This window comes from Fervidicella metallireducens AeB, assembly GCF_000601455.1.
Classification (GTDB): Bacteria; Bacillota; Clostridia; order Clostridiales; family Caloramatoraceae; genus Fervidicella; species Fervidicella metallireducens.
Map to the genome: position 1 here is coordinate 1 of NZ_AZQP01000013.1, position 25,803 is coordinate 25,803.

At 30.7% G+C, this 25,803-nt stretch carries 28 protein-coding genes and 1 pseudogene; all 29 read left to right on the plus strand.

The window, feature by feature from the left end:
- Positions 1 to 1,631, plus strand: a 1,631-nt coding sequence (locus tag Q428_RS05560; protein WP_035378996.1) for a FapA family protein, incomplete at its 5' end; no start/stop codon positions are given.
- Between the two features lie 11 nt (positions 1,632 to 1,642).
- Positions 1,643 to 2,098, plus strand: a complete 456-nt coding sequence (locus Q428_RS05565) for a chemotaxis protein CheW (RefSeq protein WP_035378998.1) — start codon at positions 1,643 to 1,645, stop codon at positions 2,096 to 2,098.
- A gap of 13 nt (positions 2,099 to 2,111) precedes the next feature.
- Positions 2,112 to 2,599 (plus strand): annotated as a pseudogene (locus tag Q428_RS05570) (chemotaxis protein CheD).
- A gap of 2 nt (positions 2,600 to 2,601) precedes the next feature.
- A complete protein-coding gene (locus Q428_RS05575; RefSeq protein ID WP_035379000.1) occupies positions 2,602 to 3,636 on the plus strand; it encodes a protein-glutamate methylesterase/protein-glutamine glutaminase in 1,035 nt (344 codons plus the stop codon).
- Positions 3,637 to 3,640: 4 nt separating this feature from the next.
- Positions 3,641 to 4,417 (plus strand): CheR family methyltransferase, encoded by a 777-nt coding sequence (locus Q428_RS05580; protein WP_035379097.1) that lies wholly within the window; start codon positions 3,641 to 3,643, stop codon positions 4,415 to 4,417.
- Between the two features lies 1 nt (position 4,418).
- Positions 4,419 to 6,389 (plus strand): chemotaxis protein CheA, encoded by a 1,971-nt coding sequence (locus Q428_RS05585; RefSeq protein ID WP_035379002.1) that lies wholly within the window; start codon positions 4,419 to 4,421, stop codon positions 6,387 to 6,389.
- Entirely contained in the window at positions 6,370 to 6,999 is a 630-nt protein-coding gene (locus Q428_RS05590) for a chemotaxis protein CheC (RefSeq protein WP_051514980.1), read from the plus strand. The genes Q428_RS05585 and Q428_RS05590 overlap by 20 nt, the downstream gene beginning before the upstream one ends.
- Before the next feature lie 25 nt (positions 7,000 to 7,024).
- Positions 7,025 to 7,384, plus strand: coding sequence for a response regulator (locus Q428_RS05595; RefSeq protein WP_035379006.1), 360 nt, complete (start codon positions 7,025 to 7,027; stop codon positions 7,382 to 7,384).
- Positions 7,377 to 7,787: a chemotaxis protein CheW gene (locus Q428_RS05600; RefSeq protein ID WP_341349011.1), complete on the plus strand. Its 411-nt coding sequence runs from the start codon at positions 7,377 to 7,379 to the stop codon at positions 7,785 to 7,787. Before Q428_RS05595 ends, Q428_RS05600 begins: the two co-directional genes overlap by 8 nt.
- Positions 7,788 to 7,797: 10 nt before the next feature.
- Positions 7,798 to 8,787, plus strand: coding sequence for a flagellar motor switch protein FliM (gene fliM, locus Q428_RS05605; RefSeq protein ID WP_035379008.1), 990 nt, complete (start codon positions 7,798 to 7,800; stop codon positions 8,785 to 8,787).
- On the plus strand, positions 8,780 to 9,877 hold the full coding sequence (fliY, locus tag Q428_RS05610) for a flagellar motor switch phosphatase FliY (protein WP_035379010.1): 1,098 nt from the start codon (positions 8,780 to 8,782) through the stop codon (positions 9,875 to 9,877). The genes fliM and fliY overlap by 8 nt, the downstream gene beginning before the upstream one ends.
- 91 nt (positions 9,878 to 9,968) lie before the next feature.
- On the plus strand, positions 9,969 to 10,250 hold the full coding sequence (gene flgM / locus Q428_RS05615) for a flagellar biosynthesis anti-sigma factor FlgM (protein WP_035379011.1): 282 nt from the start codon (positions 9,969 to 9,971) through the stop codon (positions 10,248 to 10,250).
- The gene (locus Q428_RS05620; RefSeq protein WP_035379012.1) at positions 10,247 to 10,678 is read left to right on the plus strand and encodes a flagellar protein FlgN; all 432 of its coding nucleotides are present in this window, start codon (positions 10,247 to 10,249) and stop codon (positions 10,676 to 10,678) included. The genes flgM and Q428_RS05620 overlap by 4 nt, the downstream gene beginning before the upstream one ends.
- Positions 10,679 to 10,688: 10 nt before the next feature.
- Positions 10,689 to 12,494 carry a flagellar hook-associated protein FlgK gene (gene flgK / locus Q428_RS05625; RefSeq protein WP_035379013.1) on the plus strand — a complete coding sequence of 602 codons (1,806 nt, stop codon included), beginning with the start codon at positions 10,689 to 10,691 and terminating at the stop codon, positions 12,492 to 12,494.
- An 8-nt stretch (positions 12,495 to 12,502) separates the two neighbouring features.
- Positions 12,503 to 13,396 carry a flagellar hook-associated protein FlgL gene (flgL, locus tag Q428_RS05630; protein WP_035379014.1) on the plus strand — a complete coding sequence of 298 codons (894 nt, stop codon included), beginning with the start codon at positions 12,503 to 12,505 and terminating at the stop codon, positions 13,394 to 13,396.
- A 10-nt stretch (positions 13,397 to 13,406) separates the two neighbouring features.
- Complete coding sequence (gene fliW / locus Q428_RS05635; RefSeq protein ID WP_035379016.1) at positions 13,407 to 13,820, plus strand: flagellar assembly protein FliW; 414 nt, start codon at positions 13,407 to 13,409, stop codon at positions 13,818 to 13,820.
- Entirely contained in the window at positions 13,814 to 14,029 is a 216-nt protein-coding gene (locus Q428_RS05640; RefSeq protein ID WP_035379017.1) for a carbon storage regulator, read from the plus strand. The genes fliW and Q428_RS05640 overlap by 7 nt, the downstream gene beginning before the upstream one ends.
- A 3-nt stretch (positions 14,030 to 14,032) precedes the next feature.
- The gene (gene fliD / locus Q428_RS05645; protein ID WP_051514982.1) at positions 14,033 to 15,628 is read left to right on the plus strand and encodes a flagellar filament capping protein FliD; all 1,596 of its coding nucleotides are present in this window, start codon (positions 14,033 to 14,035) and stop codon (positions 15,626 to 15,628) included.
- A 5-nt stretch (positions 15,629 to 15,633) separates the two neighbouring features.
- Positions 15,634 to 15,963, plus strand: a complete 330-nt coding sequence (fliT, locus tag Q428_RS05650) for a flagellar protein FliT (RefSeq protein WP_207639968.1) — start codon at positions 15,634 to 15,636, stop codon at positions 15,961 to 15,963.
- A gap of 135 nt (positions 15,964 to 16,098) precedes the next feature.
- On the plus strand, positions 16,099 to 17,349 hold the full coding sequence (locus tag Q428_RS05655; RefSeq protein WP_035379020.1) for a flagellin N-terminal helical domain-containing protein: 1,251 nt from the start codon (positions 16,099 to 16,101) through the stop codon (positions 17,347 to 17,349).
- Between the two features lie 74 nt (positions 17,350 to 17,423).
- Positions 17,424 to 19,145, plus strand: coding sequence for a motility associated factor glycosyltransferase family protein (locus Q428_RS05660; protein ID WP_035379022.1), 1,722 nt, complete (start codon positions 17,424 to 17,426; stop codon positions 19,143 to 19,145).
- Positions 19,142 to 19,495, plus strand: coding sequence for a hypothetical protein (locus Q428_RS05665; protein WP_035379024.1), 354 nt, complete (start codon positions 19,142 to 19,144; stop codon positions 19,493 to 19,495). Before Q428_RS05660 ends, Q428_RS05665 begins: the two co-directional genes overlap by 4 nt.
- Before the next feature lie 22 nt (positions 19,496 to 19,517).
- Positions 19,518 to 20,567 (plus strand): nucleotidyltransferase family protein, encoded by a 1,050-nt coding sequence (locus Q428_RS05670; protein ID WP_035379026.1) that lies wholly within the window; start codon positions 19,518 to 19,520, stop codon positions 20,565 to 20,567.
- A gap of 9 nt (positions 20,568 to 20,576) precedes the next feature.
- The gene (locus Q428_RS05675; protein ID WP_035379029.1) at positions 20,577 to 21,305 is read left to right on the plus strand and encodes an acylneuraminate cytidylyltransferase family protein; all 729 of its coding nucleotides are present in this window, start codon (positions 20,577 to 20,579) and stop codon (positions 21,303 to 21,305) included.
- Positions 21,289 to 22,317 (plus strand): N-acetylneuraminate synthase, encoded by a 1,029-nt coding sequence (neuB, locus tag Q428_RS05680; RefSeq protein WP_035379031.1) that lies wholly within the window; start codon positions 21,289 to 21,291, stop codon positions 22,315 to 22,317. Before Q428_RS05675 ends, neuB begins: the two co-directional genes overlap by 17 nt.
- 5 nt (positions 22,318 to 22,322) lie before the next feature.
- Entirely contained in the window at positions 22,323 to 23,483 is a 1,161-nt protein-coding gene (gene neuC, locus Q428_RS05685; RefSeq protein ID WP_035379033.1) for a UDP-N-acetylglucosamine 2-epimerase, read from the plus strand.
- Between the two features lie 29 nt (positions 23,484 to 23,512).
- A complete protein-coding gene (locus tag Q428_RS05690; protein WP_035379035.1) occupies positions 23,513 to 24,460 on the plus strand; it encodes a GNAT family N-acetyltransferase in 948 nt (315 codons plus the stop codon).
- Between the two features lie 12 nt (positions 24,461 to 24,472).
- A complete protein-coding gene (locus Q428_RS05695; protein WP_035379038.1) occupies positions 24,473 to 25,138 on the plus strand; it encodes a PIG-L deacetylase family protein in 666 nt (221 codons plus the stop codon).
- Between the two features lie 10 nt (positions 25,139 to 25,148).
- Entirely contained in the window at positions 25,149 to 25,790 is a 642-nt protein-coding gene (locus Q428_RS05700; protein ID WP_035379040.1) for an acetyltransferase, read from the plus strand.
- Positions 25,791 to 25,803: the final 13 nt, after the last annotated feature.

Here is a 25,803-nt window from a genome sequence, read left to right on the forward strand (position 1 = left end):
TCAATAATAAATGTGTTAGGGACAAAATCAGTATAAATGGAGATGAGGTAATAGAAATTACTATAATTAACGACGAATGTATACGGGATATGACTATTGAAGTAAAAGAAGAAAAGTTAAAAGCATACTTAAAAGTTAGTTGTAAAAATGGCAGGATATATACTTTAAAAGATACTGAACCTGCCAATGAATTGTTTATTGAAACGATAGTTATTGATGAGAAAAGATCTGAAGCATTTACGAAGGAAGACGTAGAAAAAATTCTTAGTGAAAATAAAATAAAATATGGAGTAAAATGGGAGAATATATCAGGTGTTTTAAATGGTGGAACAGCAGTTATTGCTGAGGGGAGAAAAGTTGAAATGCCGATAGATGATAGAATAGATTACTTTTTTGATAATGAAAAAATAAAAACTCCTATAGAAGTTGATGGAAAAGTCGATTATTTAAATAAAGGTGAAGTTAGTTTTGTTGAAGCAGGTAAATTATTAGCTATTAAAATAGAAGGAAAAGATGGTATATCAGGGGTTAATGTATATGGTGAAACAGTAATGCCTCCAAAAAGAAAAAAAATAAAATTCCTATGTGGTCCAGGTTGCGAAACCTTTGATGATGGAAACAAAATAAGAGCGACAATCAGCGGTATGCCATGTATTAAAGGGGAAAGAATTTGCGTTTTCCCAGTTCATAAAATCTCAGGAGATGTTGATATAATAACTGGGAATATAGAATTCAATGGGGACATACATATACTTGGTGATGTAAAAGAAGGTATGGAGGTTAAAGCGGGAAATAGTATTTTAATAAAAGGCAATGTTGCTGAAGGAAAAATACAGGCAAAAGGGGATATTATCATAGAAAAAAATGTTATATCCTCAGAGATTCACGCAGGAGAGAAACAAATAACAGAAAAAATGCTTATCAATACGATTTCTTCGTATCATGCCTTTTTGGAAAGTCTTATTGAAGCAATTAATGAAGTTTTAACTAATGGTAAATTATCAAAAAACATTGGAATAGAACAGATTATAAAGGTTTTGTTAGAATCTAAATTTAAATTTGTTAAGGAGATTATTGAAAAAGGGAATAATATTGAACTAAGCAAAGAGATTAACGAAAAATTAAAGGAGATATGGTTACGAATAAATAATTTTCAAAGTCTTATTTTACAAAGAAAAGTTAATAAATTAGATGAAATTTTAATAACAAAAAATTTAATTTCTAATTTTCTTGATACATATACGATTTTAAATACCCCTGCAGATGTGAGTGTTGGTTATTGTCAAAATTCTAAAATTTTTGCCACCAACGATGTAGAAGTTAAAGGAAAGGGCTGCTATAATACTAATATAATTGCAGAAAATAACGTTACAATTTATGGAAATCCAGGGGTTTTAAGAGGTGGACAAGTAGTTGTAGGAGGCAATATAAAGGTTAAAGAAGTTGGTTCAAATGCTGGTGTTCCAACTGTTTTAAAGACATCTAAAAAAGGAATAATAGAGGCAGAAATTGCTTACAACAACACTATTTTATGCTTTGACGAAATCACCTTTAAGCTTGAATATCCTGTAAAAAAATTAAAGGCTTATATTTCTAAAGGAGAACTGATTGTGGAGAAACTAAAATTTTAAGGGGTGAAGTTATGTCAGAAATGAGAAAACTTGTGGTTTTTAAAATTAATGAGGATGAATTTGCTGCAGATATTATGCAGGTTGAGAGAATTTTAGGTTATGTAGAACCAACGAAAATACCTGAAGCTCCTTATTTTGTTAAGGGAGTTATAAAGTATGAGAATAAAATCTTACCAATAATAGACCTAAAAAATAGATTAAATATTAATGACACAAAAACAAACACAGAACCTAAAATTATTGTTGTAAAGCATAACGAAAGAAATATAGGTTTAATTGTTGATTTAGTTACAGAAGTTATTGATATAAAACAAGAGAGCATAGAGCCAGCGCCTGGGATAGTTCAAGGTATTTCCAATAAGTATATTACAGGAATTGTTAAAATAGAAGATAGGATTATAGTTTTAATTAATACTGAAAGAATAGTTTCTAATGATGATATTGAAGCTTTAAATTCTTTGGCTTAATTGGAGAGATATTATGGACAAAAAAGAAATTAAAGTAGGTATAGGGGATCTTAATGTTGCATTTCCACCTGATAAGATAATTACCCTAGGACTTGGATCTTGTGTTGGAATCGCTTTGTATGATAGTTATAAAAAATAGCGGGGCTCGCCCATATCATGCTTCCAGAGAGTTCAGGATTTAGTAATCAAAGTAATCCAATGAAATTTGCAGATAAGGCCATTCCAATGTTAGTTGACAAAATGGTTGCCAGTGGAGCTACTTTGAGAAATTTAAAGGCTAAAATAGCTGGTGGAGCCAGCATGTTCTCCTTTGGTGATAAAAGTCCAATAATGGATATTGGAAATAGAAATGGTATTGCAGTTAAAAAAATATTAAGTGACTACAATATACCTATATTGTCTGAAGATTTGGGAGGAAATTCTGGACGCACAATGATTATCGATGCAGAAGATGGTAAGGTATATATTAAGACAATAGGTAAGGGATTGAAGGAGTTGTAGATATGTTTGAAAAGATAAGGGTTTTGGTTGTGGATGACTCTGCTTTGATGAGGAAAATAATATCTGATATGATTAACAGCGAGCTTGACATGGAGGTAATTGATACTGCAAGGGATGGGGAAATTGGCATAAAGAAGGCTGCATTGTTAAAACCTGATGTTGTTACTTTAGATGTTGAAATGCCAAACAAAAATGGTCTTGAAGCTCTACAGGAAATTAAAAAACATTGTAATTGTCAGGTAATAATGTTAAGTAGTTTAACTTCTGAAGGGTCAGAAATAACAATAGAGTCATTAAGAAAAGGGGCATTTGATTTTATCCAAAAACCTTCAGGTTCAATATCTCTTGATATCTCAAAAGTAAAGGAAGAATTGATTGAAAAGATAAGATATGCAAAGGCTCATAATCAAAAAAATAAATTGATAAGAAAGAGTAACATAGAATCCAGCCGGCAAATTAAGACAGTTAATAAAAAAATTGATGCTGTAGTATTAGGAGCATCAACTGGAGGACCTAAGGTGCTCTTTGACGTAATCACCAACTTACCAAACAATTTAAACGTGCCGATATTTGTGGTTCAACATATGCCTGCAGGCTTCACTAAAGCATTTGCAGAAAGACTCGATAAAAATAGTAAATTGACTGTGAAGGAAGGACAAGATGGACAAGCTATTTTACCAAATACAGTTTATATAGCTCCAGGAGGCTATCATATGTTGCTTGAAAAGAATAAAATCAGGCTAGACTTGTCCCCTACTATCCATGGAGTAAGACCAGCTGTTGATAAACTTTTTACTTCTGCAGCAGAGTTTTACAAAGAAAACTTACTCGGATGCGTTTTTACTGGTATGGGTAAGGATGGTGCAGAAGGGGTAAAAAAAATTAAGGCAAATGGAGGCTATATTATAGCTCAAGATGAGCTAACTTCTACTGTTTATGGAATGCCAAAGGCAGCTTATGAAACAGGTTGTGTAGACGTAGTTCTTCCAGATCATAAGATTGCAGAGGAAATCATTAAGGTTGTTAAAAGGACGTGAAGTTATGGAGTTCAATAAAATCGATGAATTCGTTTTAAAAGAATACGGCATAAACTTATCTGCTTATAAATCAAAACAGTTACTTAGAAGAATCGAAAGTTTCATGTTAAGAAACGGAGCTTCTAACGAAATTGATTTTATTAAAATATTAAAAGCTGATAAAACAATAAGTAAAAAATTCTTAGACCATTTAACAATAAATGTTTCTGAATTTTTCAGAAACAAAGAGATGTTTTTAGAATTGGAGAAAAAAATAAAAGAAATTTTGAAGCCAGAAATAAACACGTTAAAGATTTGGAGTGCAGCATGTTCTTACGGAGCCGAGCCGTATACATTAGCAATGATAATGGACAGGTTAACTCCAAATAAAAGACACAATATCCTTGCAACTGATATAGATAGAACTATTTTAGATATGGCTATGAAGGGTATTTATAATAAAAACGATGTAAAAAATGTAGAAGAAAATTTATTAAAGAAATATTTTGAGATCCAAGATGGTACTTATGCTATAAAAAAAGAGATTAAAGACAGGGTAACTTTCAAAAGACACGACTTAATACTTGATAAATATGAAACAGGTTTTGATTTAATAGTTTGTAGAAATGTTGTAATTTACTTTACTCAGGAGACAAAAAATGAAATTTATAAAAAGTTTTATCAGGCTATGAAACCTGGAGCACTTTTATTTGTTGGTGCAACTGAAAGTATTTACAACTACAGAGAATTAGGTTTTGAAAAAGCTTCAACCTTTATTTATAGGAAACCAGGAGGTAATTAGTATGGATATGTCTCAATATTTAGATATGTTTTTAGAGGAATCATATGAAAATTTACAAAACCTCAATGAAGACATATTAGGACTAGAAAAGAATCCTGAAGATAAAGATTTGATTAACGCAATTTTTAGAGCAGCCCATACTTTAAAAGGTATGGCTGGAAGTATGGGATTCAGTGATATCGCTGAATTAACACATAAAATGGAAAATGTTCTTGATAAATTCAGAAACGATGAATTAAAGGTTACATCCGAGGTTATTACCATTTTATTCAGGTGTCTTGATACACTTGAAAAGATGATTAGCAATATTCAAAACGGTAGTAATGAAATTGTTGATATTAATGAAATCATGTTACAACTTCAGTCTATTGTTGATTCCAAAAATTCTGATAAACATGTTGAGAAAAAAAATCTTGATGACTTTAAACTTAACGAGTATGATATTAACATCGTAAAACAAGCCTATGAAAAGGGATATAAGGTTTATAAAGTTGATGTAGAGCTTATAAAAGATTGTGTTTTAAAATCTGCAAGGGCATTTTTAGTTTATAAAACTTTAGAAAGTATAGGAGAGATTGTAAAGTCATCTCCATCAATTGAGGATATTGAGCAAGAAAAATTCGATTTAACTTTCAGTATAGTTGTTATTTCTGATAAGCAAAAAGAAACAATAGAGGGAATGGTTTTAGCTATATCAGAAATCAAAAAAGTGAATGTAGACCTTATAGAAAATGTAAAGAATGAAATTAAAGAAAATGAAGATAAAAAAGATCAAACAGCTGTGGAGAAAGCTGCTGCAGAAAACATAAAAAATTCAAAGGAAGATGAAAAAAATACAAAGAAAACACATCAATCTGTAAGAGTTGATATTGAGCGTCTGGATAAATTTATGAACCTTGTAGGGGAGCTTGTTATTCACAGAACAAGACTTGAACAGATAAGCAATAATCACAGATTAAATGATCTACATGAAACCTTAGAGCAGGTTGGAAGGATAACCACAGACCTACAGGATTTAGTTATGAAGGTAAGAATGCTGCCTATAGAGAGAGTATTCAATAGATTCCCAAGAATGGTAAGGGATCTTGCACAGGAATTAAATAAGGATATAGAATTCATTATTGAAGGAGAAGAAACAGAATTAGATAGAACAGTTATTGACGAAATAGGTGAACCACTGGTACATTTAATAAGAAACGCAGTTGACCATGGAATAGAGCCAGTTGAAGAAAGAATCAAGAAGGGAAAAAATCCAAAGGGTGTCGTTAAGCTAACTGCTTATCAAGAGGGAAATAAGGCTGTAATTAGAATTGATGATGATGGAAATGGCTTTAACCTTGACAAAATCAAGAAAAAAGCCCAAAGTCTTGGTATTGATACTGAAGGAATGTCTAATAATGATATTAAGAATTTAATTTTCTTACAGGGATTTAGTACCAGTGACAAGGTTACTGACATCTCAGGCAGGGGAGTTGGCATGGATGTTGTGAAAACAAAAATAGCTTCCCTTGGAGGAACAATAGATGTGGTAAGTGAGTTTGGTAAGGGTTCCTCTTTTATAATAAGACTTCCTTTGACGCTTTCAATTATCCAAGCACTTTTAGTTAAGGTAGGAAGCGAAACATTAGCAATATCTTTAGGTTTTATTGATAGAGTCATAAATGTAAATATCAATGAAATAAAGTTAACAAATAACAAGGAAGTAATAATGTACAGGGGCAGTATAATTCCTGTAGTTAGACTTGCGGATAGATTAAATCTCGTTGAAAGTGATAACAGTGAAAAATATGTTGTCATAGTAAAAGTCGGTGAAAAGACAGTTGGGCTAATAGTAGACTCCTTGTTTGGTCAGCAGGAAATAGTTATAAAATCAATGGGTAAAACATTACAAAGTTTAAAAGAGTACGTAGGTGCAACTATACTTGGTGATGGTTTAGTAACATTGATAGTTGATGTTGCAGCTCTTGTGTAAAGTGGGTGATAGTGTGGAACTTGAATTAACAGAACTACAACTGGATGCACTGAGGGAAGTTGGAAACATAGGAGCTGGAAATGCAGCAACAGCAATGTCACAGATGATTGACAGAAAAGTTGATATGACAGTTCCCCAGGTAGAAATATTACCATTTAATGAAATGATAAATACAATTGGTCAAGAAGATGAATTAGTTGTTGCTGTTTTATTAAAGGTTTTTGGAGATGCACCTGGTAATATTTTATTCATAATGGATATGGAAAAGGCTCAAAGACTGTCAGAGATGCTGCTTATGGGCTATCAGGATGTATCTGAAGAAATGTTTATATCAGTTTTTCAAGAGATAGGAAATATACTAGGGAACTCATATATAAATGCAATAACAAGATTAACACCATTAAATCTTATAACTTCAGTACCAAGTGTTGCAATGGATATGCTTGCAGCAGTTTTAAGTATAAGTTTTCTTGATGCAGAGCAGTATAGTGATTATGTTCTTGCCATAGATACCAAGTTTATTGAAGATGACAAAGAAGTAGGAGGGAATTTCTTTTTTATTCCTAAACCTGGTTCATTAAATATAATATTACAAAATTTAGGACTATAATACTTAATTTTAGGAGGTAGTAATAATGCCAAAGGTATTAATTGTAGATGACGCAGCTTTTATGAGAATGATGTTAAAGGATATATTAGTTAAAAATGGATATGAAATAGCTGGTGAAGCTCCAAATGGGTTAAAGGCAGTAGAACTATATAAAAGTGAGAATCCAGATGTTGTAACAATGGATATAACAATGCCTGAAATGGATGGGATTCAAGCTGTTAAGGAAATAAAAGCAATTGACCCAAATGCAAGAATAATAATGTGCTCAGCAATGGGGCAGCAGGCTATGGTTATGGAAGCCATTAAATCAGGAGCAAAAGATTTCATAGTAAAACCATTCCAGCCAGAGAGAGTTCTAGAAGCAATTAAAAAGGTCCTTGGATAGGAGTGATTTAGATGCAGGTTGTTGTATTTACCTTGGTAGGGAAAAATTTGCACTTGAGACTAGGCTGGTTCAAGGTATTGAGAAAATGATGAGTATAACTAAGGTACCAAATGCTCCATACTATATAAAGGGTCTGGCAAATCTAAGAGGAAATATTATTTCTATCATTGATTTAAAGGCACTTTTAAATATGGAATTTACTAAGGAAGAAGAAAACATAATAATAGTTGATATCAATGAAGAAAACGTTGGATTAATGGTAGACAACGTCCATGAAGTAGTGGAAATATCTGATGATATGGTTGAAAAAGTTAACGATACCACATCTTATATTAAAGGCGTAATAAATTTTAAAGAATATATTGTTACTCTGTTGGAGGGAGAAATGCTATTAAACAGATAGGAGGGATAGTATGGGTGAAGTTCTTTCTCAAAGCGAAATAGATGCCCTCCTTTCGGCTTTATCCTCAGGTGCAGTAGAGTTAGAAGAAACGTCAGCTGAAGAAAAGCATAAAGTAAAAAAATATGATTTTAAGAGGCCAAATAAGTTTTCAAAGGATCATATAAGAACACTTGAGATGGTTCATGACAATTTTTCAAGGATAGCATCAAATTACTTAACTGCTCACTTAAGGACCTCGGTTCAAATTAAAGTATTATCAACAGAGCAGACAACATTTGAAGAATTTATACATTCAATTTCAAATCCAACAATTTTGATGTCGTTCTATCTTGAACCATTAAGTGGAATAATGCTTTTTGAAACTGCACCGTCTTTTGTATTTCAAGTAATTGATATACTTTTTGGAGGTCAGGGAAAAACTGTTTTAAAAACAAGAGAGTTTACTGAAATAGAGAAAAATATTATTAAAAGGATTAATCTAAAATTAATAGAACATCTTAAGCTTGCATGGGAAGATATTATAGATGTAAATGTTAAGTTTGACAATCTAGAAACCAACCCTGTTTTAAATCAGGTTATGGCACCTAATGAACCTGTTGCTCTTATAACTATGTCCGTTCAAATTGCACAAAACCAAAGCTTTTTAAATATGTGTATACCATATATATCTATTGAAAAATTTATTGATAAATTGGTGATACAATATAAAAATACAGTTACAACAAACGACGATATTGATAATAAAACCAGGATGCAAAATAATTTAATGAATGTTGAAGTAACAGGACATGTTGAGCTGGGTAGAACTAATATTACAGTTGAAGAATTTTTAAACCTTTCTGTTGGGGATTGTATAAGCTTAAATAAACACATCAATGAACCTCTTGATATGTTTATAAAAGAAAAATTACATTTTAGCGTATACCCAGGAACTGTTGGGAAGAAACTTGGGGTACAGATTGTAGAAATAATAGATAAGGATGTGAAAGACAATGCATGAGGGATTACTTTCACAGGAAGAAATAGATGCACTTCTTAACGGTGTAGGCAAACCACCTGCACTAAGTGATAGTGACAAGGATCTTCTAGGTGAAATTGGAAATATATCAATGGGTTCTGCTTCCACAGCGCTATCCACAATAATTAATAAACTGGTAAATATTACAACACCTAGAGTAACAACTACTACTTTAAAGGAAATGAAAAATAATTTCGAAGTTCCGATAATTGCCTTAGAGGTATTATATACAGAAGGATTAATAGGGGAGAATCTCCTCCTTATTAAGATAACTGATGCTGTAGTTATTGCAGACCTGATGATGGGTGGAGATGGAAGCAGGAAGTCAGAATCTTTAACAGAAATTGAAATAAGTGCAGTTTCTGAGGCTATGAACCAGATGATAGGTTCATCAGCAACATCACTTGCTACAATGCTTAATATGCCAATAAACATATCACCTCCAGATGCTAAGGTCTGGGATGATAAAACTCAGGACTTGTCTAAAAACGTAAATGAAGACGAAGAAATAGTTAGAATTTCATTTAGATTAACAATAGAGGATCTAGTAGATAGCGAAATTATGCTTCTTCTTCCTGTTGAGACAGCAAAGGCTATAATAAACAAAATGACAGGTAAAGCAGAGACAGAAATAAGTGAGTTTGAGGACATATCAGATATCAATGAATTTGGATTTGATGAAGTACAAATAAACAATAAAAACAATGAAGTGAAAAAAGAACAACCCAAAGTAAGGTATGAAGAACCAGCTGTAAATGTGCAAAGGGCGCAATTTGCTCCCTTGACAAACATGTCACCGCAGGAAAAACAAAATATTGATTTAATACTTGATGTTCCTCTTGAAATTTCAGTTGTTTTAGGAAGAACAAAAAAGAGTATTAAAGAAATATTGTCACTTGGTGTTGGTTCATTAGTGGAACTTGATAAGCTCACTGAAGAACCTGTTGAGATACTAGTTAATGGGAAAAAGGTTGCTTTAGGAGAAGTAGTTGTTATAGATGAAAACTTTGGAGTAAGAATTACAAATATAATAAGCAATGATGAAAGAGTAAAAAGTCTGCAGGTTAAATAGCTTGCAGATTTTTTTCTAAAGTTTCTTTTACAATGTACGATATCTTTATTAGCGGAGCTTAGTGTAAAACACAAGGCTAAGGAGTGATAATATGAAAATAGGATTAAATGTAAACAAGGTTATTAATGTATACAAGCAAAACACAAAGGTACAAACTAAGGAAAATATCAAAACAAACAGATATGATAGGGTTGAGCTTTCAGTAACAGGAAAGGAAATTTCAAAATATGTAGAGATGGCAAAAAGCTCAGCAATTGACGATAAGAGAGTTGAAGAAATTAAAAAAGCAATAAAAAACAATACTTATGAAATTAGCACAGAAAAATTAGCAAAAGGTATCTTAAATACTATGAAGGAAAGTGATATAAGATGAATATCAACGAAATATTAACTTCACAAATAACAGTAGTTAAAGAACTTTCTGAGCTATTGGACTATGAAAAAGAAGTTTTAAAAAAGGATTTAGCATCGGAACTTCCTGCTATAATTGAAGGAAAGAAGGAAATTGCAAGGAAAATAGCAGTTCTTGAAAAGAACAGGCAGAATTTGTGTGGAAACAAGACTGCAGATGAAATGATTTCAGAAGGAATTGTTGATATAAGTAAAATAGAGGAACTTAGAAGTTTGATAAATATCGTTAAGGAAAAGGATGAGACTAATTTAGCTTTGACGAAGCAATCTTTAAATTATATAAGAATGATAACATTTGCACTGAATCCTAACAACAAAAATGTTGTGTATAAAAACAATGGAGCAGTTGGAGATACATCATCAACAGGTATCTTTACAACTACAGTTTAGGAGTGATAGAATGAGCGGATTATTTAGTACTTTTAATATAGTTAAAAGAGGTATGATGGCACAACAAACTGCACTAACAGTGGTTTCCCACAATGTTGCTAATGCCAACACAGAGGGTTATTCTGTTCAAAGAGTTGATCTAAAAACTACACAGCCATTTGGCATGGCATCAAGGATGTCTGCAGCTGAACCAGGACAAATAGGAACTGGAGTGGAAGTAGCAAGTATAACAAGAGCAAGGGATAAGTTTTTAGATGTTCAGATTAGAAAAGAAACAAGTACACTTAATAGATACAAAACCAGAGAGGAATTTCTCTCATCAGTTGAGTCAATATTTACTGAACCATCTGACACAGGACTTGCTAATACATTAACGAAGTTCTGGGATTCATGGAATGCACTAGCTACAAATCCTGAAAGTTCAACAGCCAGAACGTTAGTTAAGAGCAATGGTCAGGCACTGGCAGAAACAGTAACTCACAACTATAGACAATTAGAAGATTTGGAAAATAATGTTGGGGATTTGATTCAGCAGAATACCTTTGATACTGCAAGTATTTTAACCCAAATTGCAGATTTAAATCAGCAGATAAAGGCTGTTGTTATCGGTGGCAAAATTCCAAATGATTTATATGACAGAAGAGACCTGCTTTTGGATAAATTATCTGAAAAATTCAGTATAGAAACAGAGGAAACTGAATTTGGAGGAATAAAAATCAAATCAAAGATAGAGAATGGCGATCCAGTTGAAATATTGACTGATGGTAAAGTAAAAAAAGGCGTAGCATATATTAACAATCTAACAATTAATGTTGGTGGTAAAGATATTACAAAGGATGATTATCCAATTACATTGGATAATCCACTGCCAAATAAATTTAATATAGAAGTTTTCGTAGATGGAGATATTAATAAAAAACAGACAATTGAGATTAATGGAGCTGATAATTTAAAAAAATACTGTCATGTTGAAGAACTTAGTGGTGGCAAATTTAAAATATTATCAATTATGCCACACACGGTCTTTTATGAAAAACAAGTAAGTGAAACTCCTACCCTTAGTGAGGATTTGATATCTCCATCAAAATTTGATAACGGTACGTTTAAAGGATTAGAGTCTTTATACAGTGAAATCAACGATTATAAAAAGCAGCTTAATACTCTAGCAAAGACAATTGCTATCTCTGTAAATACTGTTCATTCAAATTCCAAAGACTCAAATACAGGAGTTAACTTTTTTGATAAAGATGCGGAGACTTCAGATCAAGCTGCTAAATATTTAAAGATAAATGAAGATATAGAAAAAGATGTTTCTAAAATAAATGCAGGTAAATATTTAAACTCAGATAAGGATAATTATGCTGCAGGTAATGGAGAAAGGGCATTAATGCTTGGTCAATTAAGAAATACAAGAATGGAAATACTAAAAATAAGCAGCAGGGAAGAGTTTTTAAAGAATGTATTTAAAAATGCCGATGGAACTGATATTAACACAGCAAATGTTTCATTAACAGGTACTAACCTTGTTAAAGATGTAAAATTAGTCAGCAACAATTCAGGAACAACGGTAGATAACTATTTTAAAGCAACAATTGCCCAACTTGGGGTATCTAATCAGGAAGCTAAGAAGATGATAACTAACCAGGAAGCTTTGCTTGATCAACTTGTTGTAAGGAGAGAATCAATTTCTGGTGTTTCATTGGATGAAGAAATGACTAACATGATACAGTTTCAAAGGGCTTATCAGGCAAACGCAAAGATGATAAATGTTATCGATGAACTTCTTGATGTTGTTGTAAATGGTCTTAAAAGGTAGGTGAGTTTATGAGAATAACAAATAAGGTTTTAGTAAGAGGATATTTAGGTGATTTAAGTCGTAATCTTGAAGGTATGAGAAAATATGAGGATCAGTTATCCTCAGGACATGAAATAAGAAGACCTTCTGATGATCCATTCAGGGTAGCTAGAACAATGGAGCTTACATCTTCTATTGCAGCAAACGAAAGATATGGAAAAAATATAGAAGAAGGATTAGGATGGGTTAATACAATTGATACTGCCCTTGGTCAAATTGGAGATTCCCTTCAGACAGTAAGAGAAAAGATGATTGCTGCTGGAGGAGCATACAGTAAAGACGAAAGGGAAGCAGTTTATAAGCATGTAAAGCAGATAAAGGAACAAATTGTTCAAATTGCAAATTCTGCATATGATGGAAGATATGTTTTTGCAGGCGACAAAACAACTGAACCTCCATTTCAACTAAATGATGATGGAACGGTTTTGTATAAAGGCTCAAAAGAAGGATTAATTAAAGAAATGTCCCCAGGGGTGAAGATGGATATAGGTATTTCAGGCAGCGTATTTTCTAATGACCCTTCGGTTTCTTCAGAGGGCAATATATTTAAAGTAATAACAGATGTTTTAGACAAGTTAAAAAACAATGAAAGTCCAGCTGACTTATTAGGTGATTTTGACAAGCAATTCAACGAGATATTGAGATTAAGAGCAGATATAGGAGCAAAACAAAATAGATTAGGTGACATGAAGGAAAAGAATGAATCAGAAAACTTTAACATGACGGAACTACTTTCTAAAACATACGATATAGACGTTGCAAAAAAATATATGGAATTTAAAGTAATGGAGAGCGTATATCAGGCATCCTTAAACGTTGGAACTAAAATTCTTCAGCCAAGTATGTTAGATTATTTAAGATAGGATGATTAATATGAAAATCAGTACAAAGTTTTTTGGAGAAATTGAATTAGAAGATAGTCAAATAATAACATTTAAAAGAGGAATTCCTGGTTTTGAAAATGAAAAAAAATTTGTTTTATTAGACATAGAAGATACAAATTTTAAATGCATTCAAAGTATCAATGATAAGGATGTTTGCCTTTTGCTTATTTCACCTTGGGACTATATTAAAGATTATGAAATTGAGCTTTCTGATGAGGAAATAAAAGAGCTAGAGTTAACTAGCCATGAGCAGGTAATGGTCTATAATGTTGTTACCATACGTGAAAATAAAATAACTGCTAATTTTCTTGCCCCAATTATAATAAATATAATAAATAATAATGGGAAACAGATAATATTAACAGATAGTAAATATAGTATAAGGCAGGAGATAAAATGCTAGTATTAAAGAGAAAGCCTGGAGAATCTCTTTTAATTGGGGAAGAAATTGAAATTACAGTAGTTGAAACATCAAATGGTTCAGTAAAACTGTCAATAAATGCACCAGCAAACATTAAAATAATTAGAAAAGAACTTGTAAAAGAAATTGGTGAACTAAATAGACAGTCAATAGATAATTTAGAAATCTTAGTAAATAAAAGGGAGGTGTAGTCTGTGGCAAACTTAAGAATTACAGGAATGGCTACTGGTCTGGATGTTGATAATATGGTTAAACAGCTTATGCAGGCTGAAAGAGTTAAAGTAGATAAGGTAAAACAGGATAGACAATACCTTCAGTGGAAACAGGATGCATATAGAGAGATTTTGTCTGATCTTAACACATTTAAGACAACCTACTTTGATGTTTTAAGACCAGATAGCTACATCTTATCCTCTAACAGTTTATCAAGTTTTGATGTTACTTCAGTTGATGCTTCCTCAACAGCTTTACCACCAACAGCAACTGCAACTGCTGGAAGTGGTGCAAAATCTGGAATTTATAGTGTTGTTGTTAATAGCATTGCAAAAGCAGCAAAGGTTGAGGGGGATAAAATTAATGCAACTAGTGCTACAACTTTACAGACACTTGGCGTTGCAAGTGATTCTTTTGATATTAAAATAACCAGCGCTGCAACTGAAAAAACAATAACATTAAATAAAACCGATAAAATATCTGATGTAATAAATAAAATAAACACAGCAGGAAACGGGGTTTTTAAGGCTGAGTTCAGCGAGCTTACGGGAAAGTTTAGAATTATGACTGTTGGTACTGGTTTGGATAAAGATATAAAGGTTGAAGATACATCAGGAAATATAACAAAGCTAGGGATAAAAACTGAGGATTTGGCACAAGTTAAAAAGGGTTCCGATGCATCCGTTACAATAACAAATCCTGATGGAGAAACAGCTACCGTTGAAAGACCAACCAACACCTTTACAATAGATGGGGTAACATATAATCTGCAAAGTGATGATATTACTAGGACATCAAAGATAACTATAACTCAAAACCTTCAAAAAGCCTTTGACAAAATTAAAACTTTTATAGATAAATACAACGAAATAGTAACTAAAATTCAAACAAAATTAACAGAAAAAAAGGAATATAGCTATAAACCTTTAACTGATGACCAGAAGAAGGAAATGAAGGAAGATGAAATAAAAAAATGGGAAGAAAAAGCAAAACGGGGGATACTGGGTGGAGACTCAATGCTTTTTAACATGCTTTCTTCCTTAAGGCGAAGCTTTTTTGACGGTGTCAATGATGCCGGAATAACACTAAACGAAATAGGTCTTTCAACCAGCAGCGACTTTACCCAGGGCGGGAAAATAATAATAGATGAGTCAAAATTGAAGGATGCCCTAAAAAATAAAGGAGATGCAGTTATTAAATTACTAACAAAGGATTCAGATATAAAATATGATCCGGACCATAAAAGTGACAAGGATAGATATGATCAGATAGGAATTTTTCAAAGAATAAATGATATTTTAAAGGACTATACAAGAACTACAAGGGATAGTTCAGGTAATAAAGGAATACTCATAAGAACCGCAGGAATTACAGGAGATGTTTCAGCTTATGACAATATAATTTCAAATCAATTAAAAAATAATTACGATAAGAGAATAAAGGAATTAGAACTAAAGCTGGCTGATAAAGAGAATAGATATTACAATCAGTTTGCACAATTGGAGAAGGCTATGCAAAAGCTAAATAGTCAATCAAGCTGGTTGATGCAACAATTAGGACAAGGCGGTAATTATTAATGAATATGCTTTTAGACAAGTTGATAGAATATAAGTCATTAACTCTAGATGCTATAGATGCGCTAAATACAGATGACTTTATGTCCTTAATAAAAGCTTTAGACAAGAGGCAGGAATGTATAGAGGAAATCGTAAAAATAGATTCAGAAGAAGATTTTTCAAGTGTAGCAAAAACTTTAAATTTATTACAGCTTGAATCTGATTTAAATGAAACAATGAGGAAAAAATATGATTTCTTAAAAAAAGAATTAAACAATATATCTAATGAAAAAAGAGTAAGTACTGTTTATAAAAATACAATATCAACTTCAATTATTTTAAATAAAAAATTATAAAAAAGTATAAAGTAATTAAAAATTTTATCGATAAAAATATTAGAAAGAAAAAAGTCAAGTCGAGTGGCCATAAGATTTGGCTCAAAATAAAATTTGGACAAGGATGTCCGTAAAATTTCAAGGAGGGAATTTATTATGATAATCAATCACAATCTTAATGCTATGAACGCACATCGTCAGTTGGGAGTTAACACTATTAGCGCTGGAAAGTCAATGGAAAAGTTATCATCAGGTCTAAGAATCAACAGAGCTGGTGATGACGCAGCTGGACTTGCAATTTCAGAAAAGATGAGAGGACAAATAAGAGGTCTTGAACAAGCATCAAGAAATGCTCAAGATGGTATTTCAATGATTCAAACAGCAGAAGGTGCTTTAAATGAAACTCATTCAATTCTTCAAAGAATGAGAGAATTAGCAGTTCAATCATCAAGTGATACAAATGTATCAACAGATAGAAACGCTATACAAGATGAAATGAATCAGTTAACAAAAGAAATAGATAGAATAGCTACAACAACTGAATTCAACACACAAAAGCTATTAAATGGTTCATTCTCAAACAAGGATTTTCAAATAGGTGCTAATGAAAATCAAAAACTTACACTATCAATCAATAAGATGGATACAGCAAGCTTAGGATTAACATCAACTATTACAATTAATAGTGGCTCTGTAACTGGAAATAAATTGGCTGATGGAACTTATAGAGTTTCAGGTACATCAGTATATGATGCAAGCAATAATTCAGTAGGAACAATAAGTGGAAAAGTTGTAAAAGCAGATGGAACTGCAGTTATGAGTTTAACTACAGATAATTTTGAAAATGGTTCATTAATAACTATTTCAGAAAATGGAACAAAATTCTCAGTAAAAGGAACTATAGATGGTACTGCTGATGACATGGCACCAGGAAATTATGAAACAAAAGGTTCTAATGTATTAAAGGATGGAAATATTGTAGGTACAGTTTCAGGAAATGTATTGCTTATAGATAAGGCTGATGGATCAAAATTAGCAGTATCTGGTGGTAATTTAGGAATATCAGCTACTGCTGTAACAAGCGGTATGAGCTTTACAATCAACGGTGTTGATGCTTCAACAAGAGATACTGCAATGGGAAGCATTACAGCAATAAATACTGCTATCGAAACTGTTTCAAAGGAAAGAGCTAAACTTGGTGCATATCAAAATAGACTTGAACACACAATAGCTAACCTTGGAACATCTTCAGAAAACTTAACAGCTGCAGAAAGCAGAGTTAGAGATGTTGATATGGCTAAAGAAATGATGCAATTCAGTAAGAACAATATACTTGCTCAAGCTGCACAAGCAATGCTTGCACAAGCTAACCAACAACCACAAGGTGTTTTACAATTATTAAGATAATAATTATAATGAAATATAAAGGATCAAGGGGTGACCTTGGTCCTTTTTTAAAATAAAAATAAAGGGTGAAGTATATGTTGAATTCATTTTATTTAGATTGGAGTTTAGATAACTTTCCAATTTTAAGAGTAAATATTGATGGAAAGTTGAATTATATAGGAAGCTTGTACAACATGAAAAAAGAAATTGATATTATTCAAAATACAATTAAAAATACTTCAATAACCAAATCAATTATAGTTTTTGGTGGAGCAAATGGAGTTTGGATAAATGATATTGACAATATTGCTGAATCTAAAGAAATAGTAATTGTAGAACCTAATAAAGAACTTTTTAACAAATTAATAAGCAATAAATTTAATATAAAAAATAATATAGTTAGAGTTGCTTGTATGGAAGATGAAAATTTTTATCAAAATTTGTTATCAGCAGTTTCTAAAAATAGTTTTGAAATATTAGTTTTTTCAAATTATGATATAGTATTTAAAGAGCAATTTAAAGCGTTTTTAGATAAAGTTATTTTTATGTATAATGATAAAAAACTTATGGAAAATACTCAAAAATATTTTGCTGAAGATTGGTTCGTTAATTTTTTAAGTAATTTGACATATATTAATGATTTTGAAAGAGTTGATAGTTATAAAAATATTTTTAAAGGTAAACCTGCTATAGTTATTTCAGCTGGGCCATCGCTTGAGAAGAATTTAAATTATTTAAAGGGAAATGAAGATAAATTCATAATAATTACAGGTGCTAGAACTTTAAATACCTTAATTAGGGAGGGAATAAATCCGGATTTTGCTTGTATTATAGATTCATCTAAAGAAATGTATGATGTTTTTAAGCATTCTTTAGATAGTGAAGTTCCATTATTAACTATAGATACAGGTAATACTGAAATAATAAAAAGATATAAAGGGGAAAAAATATTGTTTAATTCTAAAGATTTTATTAATGCAAGTAGATACTTATTAGATTTTAAAATGGATTTATTATTTCAAGGTGGTTCAGTTGCACACACTTGCACAAGTTTTGCTAAACTTCTTGGATGCGACCCAATAATTTTTATAGGGCAAGATTTGGCATATACTAATAACAAGCTACATGCTAATAATGCAGTTATAGAAGGGGAAAGTAATGATATTAAAGATACAGGAATTTATGTTAAAGGTGTTGTTGAAGAAAAGGTTATGACTAATCATGATTTGAATATGTTTCGAGAAAGATTAGAAACGATGATTAGAATTTATAGTGACACAGCTTTTATAAATTGTACAGAGGGTGGAGCACATATAGAAGGAACAGAAGTTAAAACTTTAAAAGAAGTTATAGAAGTGTATACTTCTCCTATAGAAAAAGAAATTATTAAATTAATACCTAATATAAATATAGATTTAAATGTCCTATTGAAAAAATTAAAAGATATATATAGCCAAATAGATAATTTAATTTCTTTATGCAATGAATCAATAAAAATTAATTCACAACTGAAGTATTTATATGTAGATGGTAGAAATAAATACAATAAGGCACTAAAAAAACTTGATGAAATAGATAGTTATTTTAAAAATAATAAAGAAGTTATGTGTATTTTTGAAACGCTTGTAGATTACATTAACATTGAATTATCTCAAGAATTTGAAGATAAAGAAGTATCAAAATGTGAAAGTGAGACAGATAAAATTGAGATAGTTTCAGAAAAAGGCAAATGGTTATATAGCAAATTAAAAGTAACATTTGAATTTAGTAAACCTATTATAGAACAAACTATTAAAAAAATGGAGGAGTCATTGTGATTGATGAGGTTAAAATAGAATCATATAAAAAATTCAGTTATTTTTGCCAAAGTGCTTATAACAGTATACAAATTTATTTAGAACTTATAAAAAAAAGAAAGATAGAGCTTGCAAATCAGATGATGTTTAAAGTTCTTGATGATATAGAAAATATGATAAAGCATTATAATAATATTAGTAGAGATTTTTCAAAAATAAATATATTAAATAGTAAATTTGAATTTTTATTTGAAGGCATAAAAAATATGGATTATTATCTAATAAGAGATGTTTTTGAATATGAAATGTTGCCAATTTTAGAGGATATATTTAAGGATTTTAAAAAAGATATTTATAATGTTATATCATAATGTGATATGAAGGTGTTCTTATATGACTGATTTAATGGTAAATAAAAATGTGACAATTCTTGAAGCTATGAGGAAACTGGACATAAGTGCAAAAAAAATTCTATTGGTTGTAGAAGATGATAGACTTTCTGGAGTTTTAACAGATGGAGATATTAGAAGATGGATACTTAAAAATGGGGACTTAAATGAAAAAGTGGAAAAAGTGATGAATAAAACCCCAATTACTTTAAATATAAAGCATAAAAATAAAGCTTTGAATTTAATGTTAAAGAATAATATTGAAGCAATTCCTCTTGTTGATGATAATGGGGTATTAAAATCAATTGTTTTTTGGAATGAGTTAAATAATGAAGAATTTAAAAAGAGAGAAAAAATAGATGTACCTGTTGTAATAATGGCAGGGGGAAAAGGAACAAGACTACATCCATATACTAAGATTTTGCCTAAACCGTTAATTCCAATAGGAGATACACCAATATTAGAAAGAATTATAAATAAATTTAATCAGTTTGGATGTACGAAGTTTTATTTAACTGTAAATTATAAGAAAAATATGATAAAATCATATTTTGGAGAAATAGAAAAAAATTATGAGTTAACATATATAGAAGAAGAAAAGCCTTTAGGAACTGGGGGAAGCCTTTATCTTTTAAAGGATAAGATAAATACTACTTTTTTTGTATCCAACTGTGATATTTTAGTTGAGGCAGATTATAGTGATATTTTAAAAAAACACGAAGAAAATAAAAATAAAATAACTATGGTTACATCGCTTAAAGTTTTTGAAGTTCCTTATGGAGTTATACAACTTGATGATAGTGGCAAAGTTCAAAAAGTAGTTGAAAAGCCTAAACACACATATTTAGTAAATACTGGTTTTTATGTTTTAGAACCAGAAACTATATATGATGTTCCAGAAAATGAGTTTTTTGACCTTCCAAGCCTTTATGAATATTACTTAAAAAAAGGTGAAAAGGTAGGGGTATATCCTATAAGCGAAGGTTCTTGGATGGATATGGGACAGATGGATAATCTTCAAGATATGTTAAGGAGGCTTAATATAGAAGAATGAAAGGAGTATATGACTTTGATAGAAGGTAAAAGGGTTGTTGCTATAATACCTGCAAGGGGTGGTTCAAAAGGTATTCCAAGAAAAAATATAAAGAACTTGAATGGTAAACCACTTATTGCCTATACAATAAAAGAAGCATTAAATAGTAAATATATAGATAGAGTAATTGTATCAACTGAAGACTTAGAGATAGCAGAAATTTCTAAGTCTTTTGGTGCAGAAGTTCCTTTTCTTAGACCAAAGGAGCTTGCACAGGATGATACACCTGGAATAGAGCCAATAATTCATGCTATAAATTATTTATTGTATGATGAAAATTATAATTCTGATTATGTGATGTGTCTTCAATGTACATCACCTTTAAGAAATTCAAAGCATATAGATCAGGGAATATATGATATATACACAAAAGATGCAGATTCAGCTATTAGTGTGTGTGAAAGTGAAGTTAATCCATATTGGATGAAGGTTATAAAAAACGGGAAGATGGTTGATTACTTGAGTGATAATAAATTTTATGCAAGGAGACAGGATTTGCCTATTGTTTATAGATTAAATGGAGCAATATATATTGCAAAAGTAGATATAATATTAAATAATAAAAATTGGTATACAAACAATACAATTCCAATTGTTATGGATAAGTTTACATCAGTTGACATTGATGATGAAATAGATTTTAAATTTACAGAGTTCTTATTAAAGCAAGGAGTAGATAGCTATGGAAGGATTATTTAAGCAAAATAAATGTTTTATTATTGCAGAAGCAGGAGTAAACCATAATGGTAATTTGGAAATAGCAAAAAAGTTAATTGATGTTGCAAAGGAAGCAGGTGTTGATGCTGTAAAATTTCAAACATTTAAATCAGAAAACTTAGTTACAAAGGATGCACCGAAGGCAAACTATCAAGTAAACACTACTGGAAGTGGTACACAATATGAAATGCTAAAAAAACTTGAACTATCATTTGAAGACCATGTTATTTTAAAAAAATACGCAGAAGAAAAGGGATTAATATTTATTTCTACTCCATTTGATTTTGAAAGTGTTGATTTGTTGGAAAATCTGGGTGTAGATTTATACAAAATAAGTTCAGGGGATTTAACAAACATTCCTCTTTTAAGGTATATAGCAAAATTTAATAAACCTATGATAGTTTCAACAGGTATGGCGAATTTAGCAGAGGTTGAATGTGCTGTTAATTCAATAAAGCAAGAAGGAAATGATAAAATAATTTTATTACATTGTACATCAAATTATCCGACAGACTATGAAGATGTTAATTTAAGAGCAATGGTTACATTAAAGGATGCTTTTAAATTACCTGTTGGATATTCAGACCATACAATAGGAATAGAAGTTCCTATTGCTGCAGTTACAATGGGTGCAGTGGTTATAGAAAAACACTTTACTTTAGATAAGAGTATGGATGGACCAGATCATAGAGCCTCATTGGATGCTGAAGAATTAAAGAATATGATCATTAGCATAAGGAATATAGAAAATTCACTAGGTAATGGTATAAAAAGCTGCCAAAAAAGTGAGGAAAGTTCTAAGAGAAGTGCTAGAAAAAGTATAGTAGCAAATAGATTAATAAAGCAAGGAGAACTAATATCCTATGACAATATTTCATTTAAAAGGTGTCAAGGAGGATTATCTCCTGTATATGCGGATGAAATAGTTGGAAATATGGCTATACAAGACATAGAAAAAGATGAAATATTAACATTTGAAAAGTTAAGTAGGTGATAATAATGAAAAGAATAGGTGTTGTTACTACTTCAAGAGCAGATTTTGGATTGTTATTCCCAATTATTAATAGGTTAGAAAAGTCAAAGCAATTCAAAGTGAAAGTAATTGCAACAGGCATTCATTTGCTTAAGGAGCATGGTAATACAATTAAATATGTTAAAGAAAAATGTCAGCATGTAGATGAGGTAGATTTGTTTATGAGTGATATAAATAAGTATACATTAGTAAAAAGTTTAGGTATTGGATTTTTATCCTTTGCAGATTATTTGAAAAATAATAAATTTGATTTAGTAATAGTTCTAGGTGATAGAACTGAATTAATAGTGCCTGTTTATAGCTCAATGCTGTGTGATATCCCTGTATGTCATATATTTGGAGGCGACACCATAGATGAATATGTAACTTACGATAATAATGTACGGCATTGTATAACAAAATTAGCTAGTATCCATTTTACTGCACTTGAAGATCATGCTATAAGAATTAAGAAAATGGGGGAAGAAGAATGGAGAGTTTTTAATGTGGGTTCTCCTGCAATAGATTATATAAATATGTGTAAATTTTTATCAAGAGATGATTTAGGAAGAAAATTCAATAACTTAGATTTTAAAAAACCCTTTTGTGTATTAACGTTTCATCCAGTACCAACAGAATTTGAGAATATTGAGTTACAAATAAATAATATAATCAAAGCTTTAAGTCATTTTGATATTCAGGTAATATGCACTAAGCCTAATAATGATTTAGGGAGTGATAAGATAATGAATATAATAAAAAATGAATGTTATAGCAATCCAAGGTTTTTGCTGGTAGACAGTTTATCGCAAGAAGAATATTATTCTTTACTTAAAAATTGTAGTTTTGTAATTGGAAATTCATCAAGTGGAATATTAGAATCAGCTTCATTTAAGATTCCAGCTATAAATATTGGAACAAGGCAAAAAGGAAGAGTTAAGGGAGATAACGTTTTGGATTGTGGTATAGCAGAAAATGTGATTGTAAATAGTATATTAAAAGCTACTCAAGATAAAGAATTCAAAGAGATTTGTAATTCATGTGAAAATCCTTATGGTGATGGAAATACATCTAAAAAGATTGAGAACATATTAACTACACTTCTTATGGATAAGAAAAAGCTTTTAATGAAAAAGATTACTTACTAAAATAGTTCTGAAAAAAAGGAGGATGTTATATGGAATTAGTTATTAGAGAATATAAAATAGGTGATGAATATAAAATAACAGAACTTTTCAAGCAAGTATTCCATAAAGAAATGCAACTTGAATATTGGAACTGGAGATACAACAAGTTTAAAGAAAAATATATTAATCTGATGTGGAATGACGAAGATTTAGCAGGGCATTATGCTACTTTTCCAATAGATCTTTATATTAATAATAGGGCTGTTCGTACTGGATTTTCAATGACTACTATGACCTCGAACAAATATAAAAACATGGGTATTTTTAAAAAGTTAGCGAGGGATTTATATGAAAAGAATTATAATATACTCAACTTAATTTGGGGGTTCCCAAATAACAACTCTCTTCATGGTTTTGTTAAATATCTTGATTGGCAGCATATTTCAGATGTTAATGCTTTGTCGAAAAACATATTTAAAAAATATAGCGATGTTGACAATAACATATCAGCTATAAGTATGTTTGGAAAAGAATATGACGATTTTTTTAGAAAAGTGATTTTAAAACGTAATTATGGAATTATAGTTGATAGAACTTCTAAATATTTAAATTGGAGATATGTCTCTAATCCAACAAATAAATATTATATTTTAGAATATAAAAAAGATGAAAAATTATTAGGATATTGTGTTTACAAAATGTATTCAGAGTTAGATAAATTGACTGGCGACATTGTTGATATATTATGTTATGACGATTTTGTATTTGAAGAATTAATCAAAAAAGTAATCAATGAAATAATTGATAAGAAAGGTGTTAGTGTAGAAACTTGGATAAATGATAATTTGTTTGTAAGTAAATTATTAAAATTAGGGTTTAATTACAACGATAAAATATCACACTTTGGATTTAAAATTAATTCTGACTCAATTAATGCAGAATTTTTAGGAAATATTAGTAACTGGTATATTACAATGGGTGATTCTGATGTATATTAGGAGGCAATATTAATGAAGGTGTTAATAATCTCTGTTCATCCTGATGATGAAACATTGGGATGTGGCGGAACAATATTAAAGCATACGGCAAATGGGGATGATACATACTGGTTAATTATTACAAAGCCAGAAGAATCGATAGGATACAGTAAAAAGTTTATAAATGATAGAGAACAACAAGTTAAAGCTGTTTCTCAGCTTTATAAATTTAATAGTGTATATCAGCTTCAATATAGTACTACAAGACTACATCAAGTAGATATTAGTTTGCTGATAAAAAATTTATCAAAGATTATAATGGAAGTAAAACCTGAAGTTGTGTATATGGTCAATAGATCAGATATACATACAGACCATCAAGTAGCGGCAAGAGCAATAATGAGTTGTACAAAAAGCTTTAGATACCCATTTATTAAGAAGATATTAATGTATGAATGTATTTCTGAAACTGAGATAGCACCAAGTTTACCAGAAAATATTTTTATACCTAATGTTTACAGCGATATTACTGACTATATTGATAAGAAACTAGAGATAATGAAATTATATGAATCTGAAGTTCAAGAAATTCCACTTCCAAGAAGTTTAGATAATATAAAAGCATTAGCAAGATTTAGAGGTGCTTCTTGTGGAGTCGCTTATGCCGAAGCATTTATGCTTGTAAGGGAAAGATTTTAGGGTGGTTGTTATGAAAAAAATTGTTTTAGTAGGTGCAGGTGGACATTGCAAGGTTATTATAGATATTATTAATAGTGTTAAAGAATTTGAGATAGTTGGTATTACAGATAAATTCAACTTAGGTGGTAATTTGTTCGGAATACCTATAATAGACACCGATGAAGTTTTGCAGGACTTATTTAAAAAAGGTATAGAATATGCCTTTGTTTCAGTTGGTTCAATAGATAATTTAGTATTTAGATATGAATTATATAAAAAACTTAAACAAATAGGTTTCAAAATTCCAACACTTATACATAAGAATGCAATAGTTTCACCATATACTACAATTGAAGAAGGAGTTTGTATAATGGCAAATGCAGTTGTTAATGCTAATGCATATATAGGCAAAAACTCAATAATAAATACATCTTCTATAATAGAACACGATTGTGTTATTGGAGATAATTGCCACATATCCCCTGGTGCGAAATTAGGAGGTAATTGTAAAATTGGTGATAATGTACATATAGGTATAGGTGCAACAGTTATACATAGTATCAATATTGGTGAAAATACTACCATTGGTGCAGGGGCTGTAGTGATTGATAATATCGGTGATAATAAGGTCGCTGTTGGAGTTCCTGCTAAGATTATAAAAACAAAGGTATAAAGGAGAAGATATA

Bases quoted from the DNA above. Each gene is read 5' to 3' on its own strand.
- Q428_RS05565 (WP_035378998.1), top strand. From the start codon at position 1,643: ATGTCAGAAATGAGAAAACTTGTGGTTTTTAAAATTAATGAGGATGAA.
- Q428_RS05575 (WP_035379000.1), top strand. From the start codon at position 2,602: ATGTTTGAAAAGATAAGGGTTTTGGTTGTGGATGACTCTGCTTTGATG.
- Q428_RS05580 (WP_035379097.1), top strand. From the start codon at position 3,641: ATGGAGTTCAATAAAATCGATGAATTCGTTTTAAAAGAATACGGCATA.
- Q428_RS05585 (WP_035379002.1), top strand. From the start codon at position 4,419: ATGGATATGTCTCAATATTTAGATATGTTTTTAGAGGAATCATATGAA.
- Q428_RS05590 (WP_051514980.1), top strand. From the start codon at position 6,370: ATGTTGCAGCTCTTGTGTAAAGTGGGTGATAGTGTGGAACTTGAATTA.
- Q428_RS05595 (WP_035379006.1), top strand. From the start codon at position 7,025: ATGCCAAAGGTATTAATTGTAGATGACGCAGCTTTTATGAGAATGATG.
- fliM (WP_035379008.1), top strand. From the start codon at position 7,798: ATGGGTGAAGTTCTTTCTCAAAGCGAAATAGATGCCCTCCTTTCGGCT.
- fliY (WP_035379010.1), top strand. From the start codon at position 8,780: ATGCATGAGGGATTACTTTCACAGGAAGAAATAGATGCACTTCTTAAC.
- flgM (WP_035379011.1), top strand. From the start codon at position 9,969: ATGAAAATAGGATTAAATGTAAACAAGGTTATTAATGTATACAAGCAA.
- Q428_RS05620 (WP_035379012.1), top strand. From the start codon at position 10,247: ATGAATATCAACGAAATATTAACTTCACAAATAACAGTAGTTAAAGAA.
- flgK (WP_035379013.1), top strand. From the start codon at position 10,689: ATGAGCGGATTATTTAGTACTTTTAATATAGTTAAAAGAGGTATGATG.
- flgL (WP_035379014.1), top strand. From the start codon at position 12,503: ATGAGAATAACAAATAAGGTTTTAGTAAGAGGATATTTAGGTGATTTA.
- fliW (WP_035379016.1), top strand. From the start codon at position 13,407: ATGAAAATCAGTACAAAGTTTTTTGGAGAAATTGAATTAGAAGATAGT.
- Q428_RS05640 (WP_035379017.1), top strand. From the start codon at position 13,814: ATGCTAGTATTAAAGAGAAAGCCTGGAGAATCTCTTTTAATTGGGGAA.
- fliT (WP_207639968.1), top strand. From the start codon at position 15,634: ATGCTTTTAGACAAGTTGATAGAATATAAGTCATTAACTCTAGATGCT.
- Q428_RS05655 (WP_035379020.1), top strand. From the start codon at position 16,099: ATGATAATCAATCACAATCTTAATGCTATGAACGCACATCGTCAGTTG.
- Q428_RS05660 (WP_035379022.1), top strand. From the start codon at position 17,424: ATGTTGAATTCATTTTATTTAGATTGGAGTTTAGATAACTTTCCAATT.
- Q428_RS05670 (WP_035379026.1), top strand. From the start codon at position 19,518: ATGACTGATTTAATGGTAAATAAAAATGTGACAATTCTTGAAGCTATG.
- Q428_RS05675 (WP_035379029.1), top strand. From the start codon at position 20,577: ATGACTTTGATAGAAGGTAAAAGGGTTGTTGCTATAATACCTGCAAGG.
- neuB (WP_035379031.1), top strand. From the start codon at position 21,289: ATGGAAGGATTATTTAAGCAAAATAAATGTTTTATTATTGCAGAAGCA.
- neuC (WP_035379033.1), top strand. From the start codon at position 22,323: ATGAAAAGAATAGGTGTTGTTACTACTTCAAGAGCAGATTTTGGATTG.
- Q428_RS05690 (WP_035379035.1), top strand. From the start codon at position 23,513: ATGGAATTAGTTATTAGAGAATATAAAATAGGTGATGAATATAAAATA.
- Q428_RS05695 (WP_035379038.1), top strand. From the start codon at position 24,473: ATGAAGGTGTTAATAATCTCTGTTCATCCTGATGATGAAACATTGGGA.
- Q428_RS05700 (WP_035379040.1), top strand. From the start codon at position 25,149: ATGAAAAAAATTGTTTTAGTAGGTGCAGGTGGACATTGCAAGGTTATT.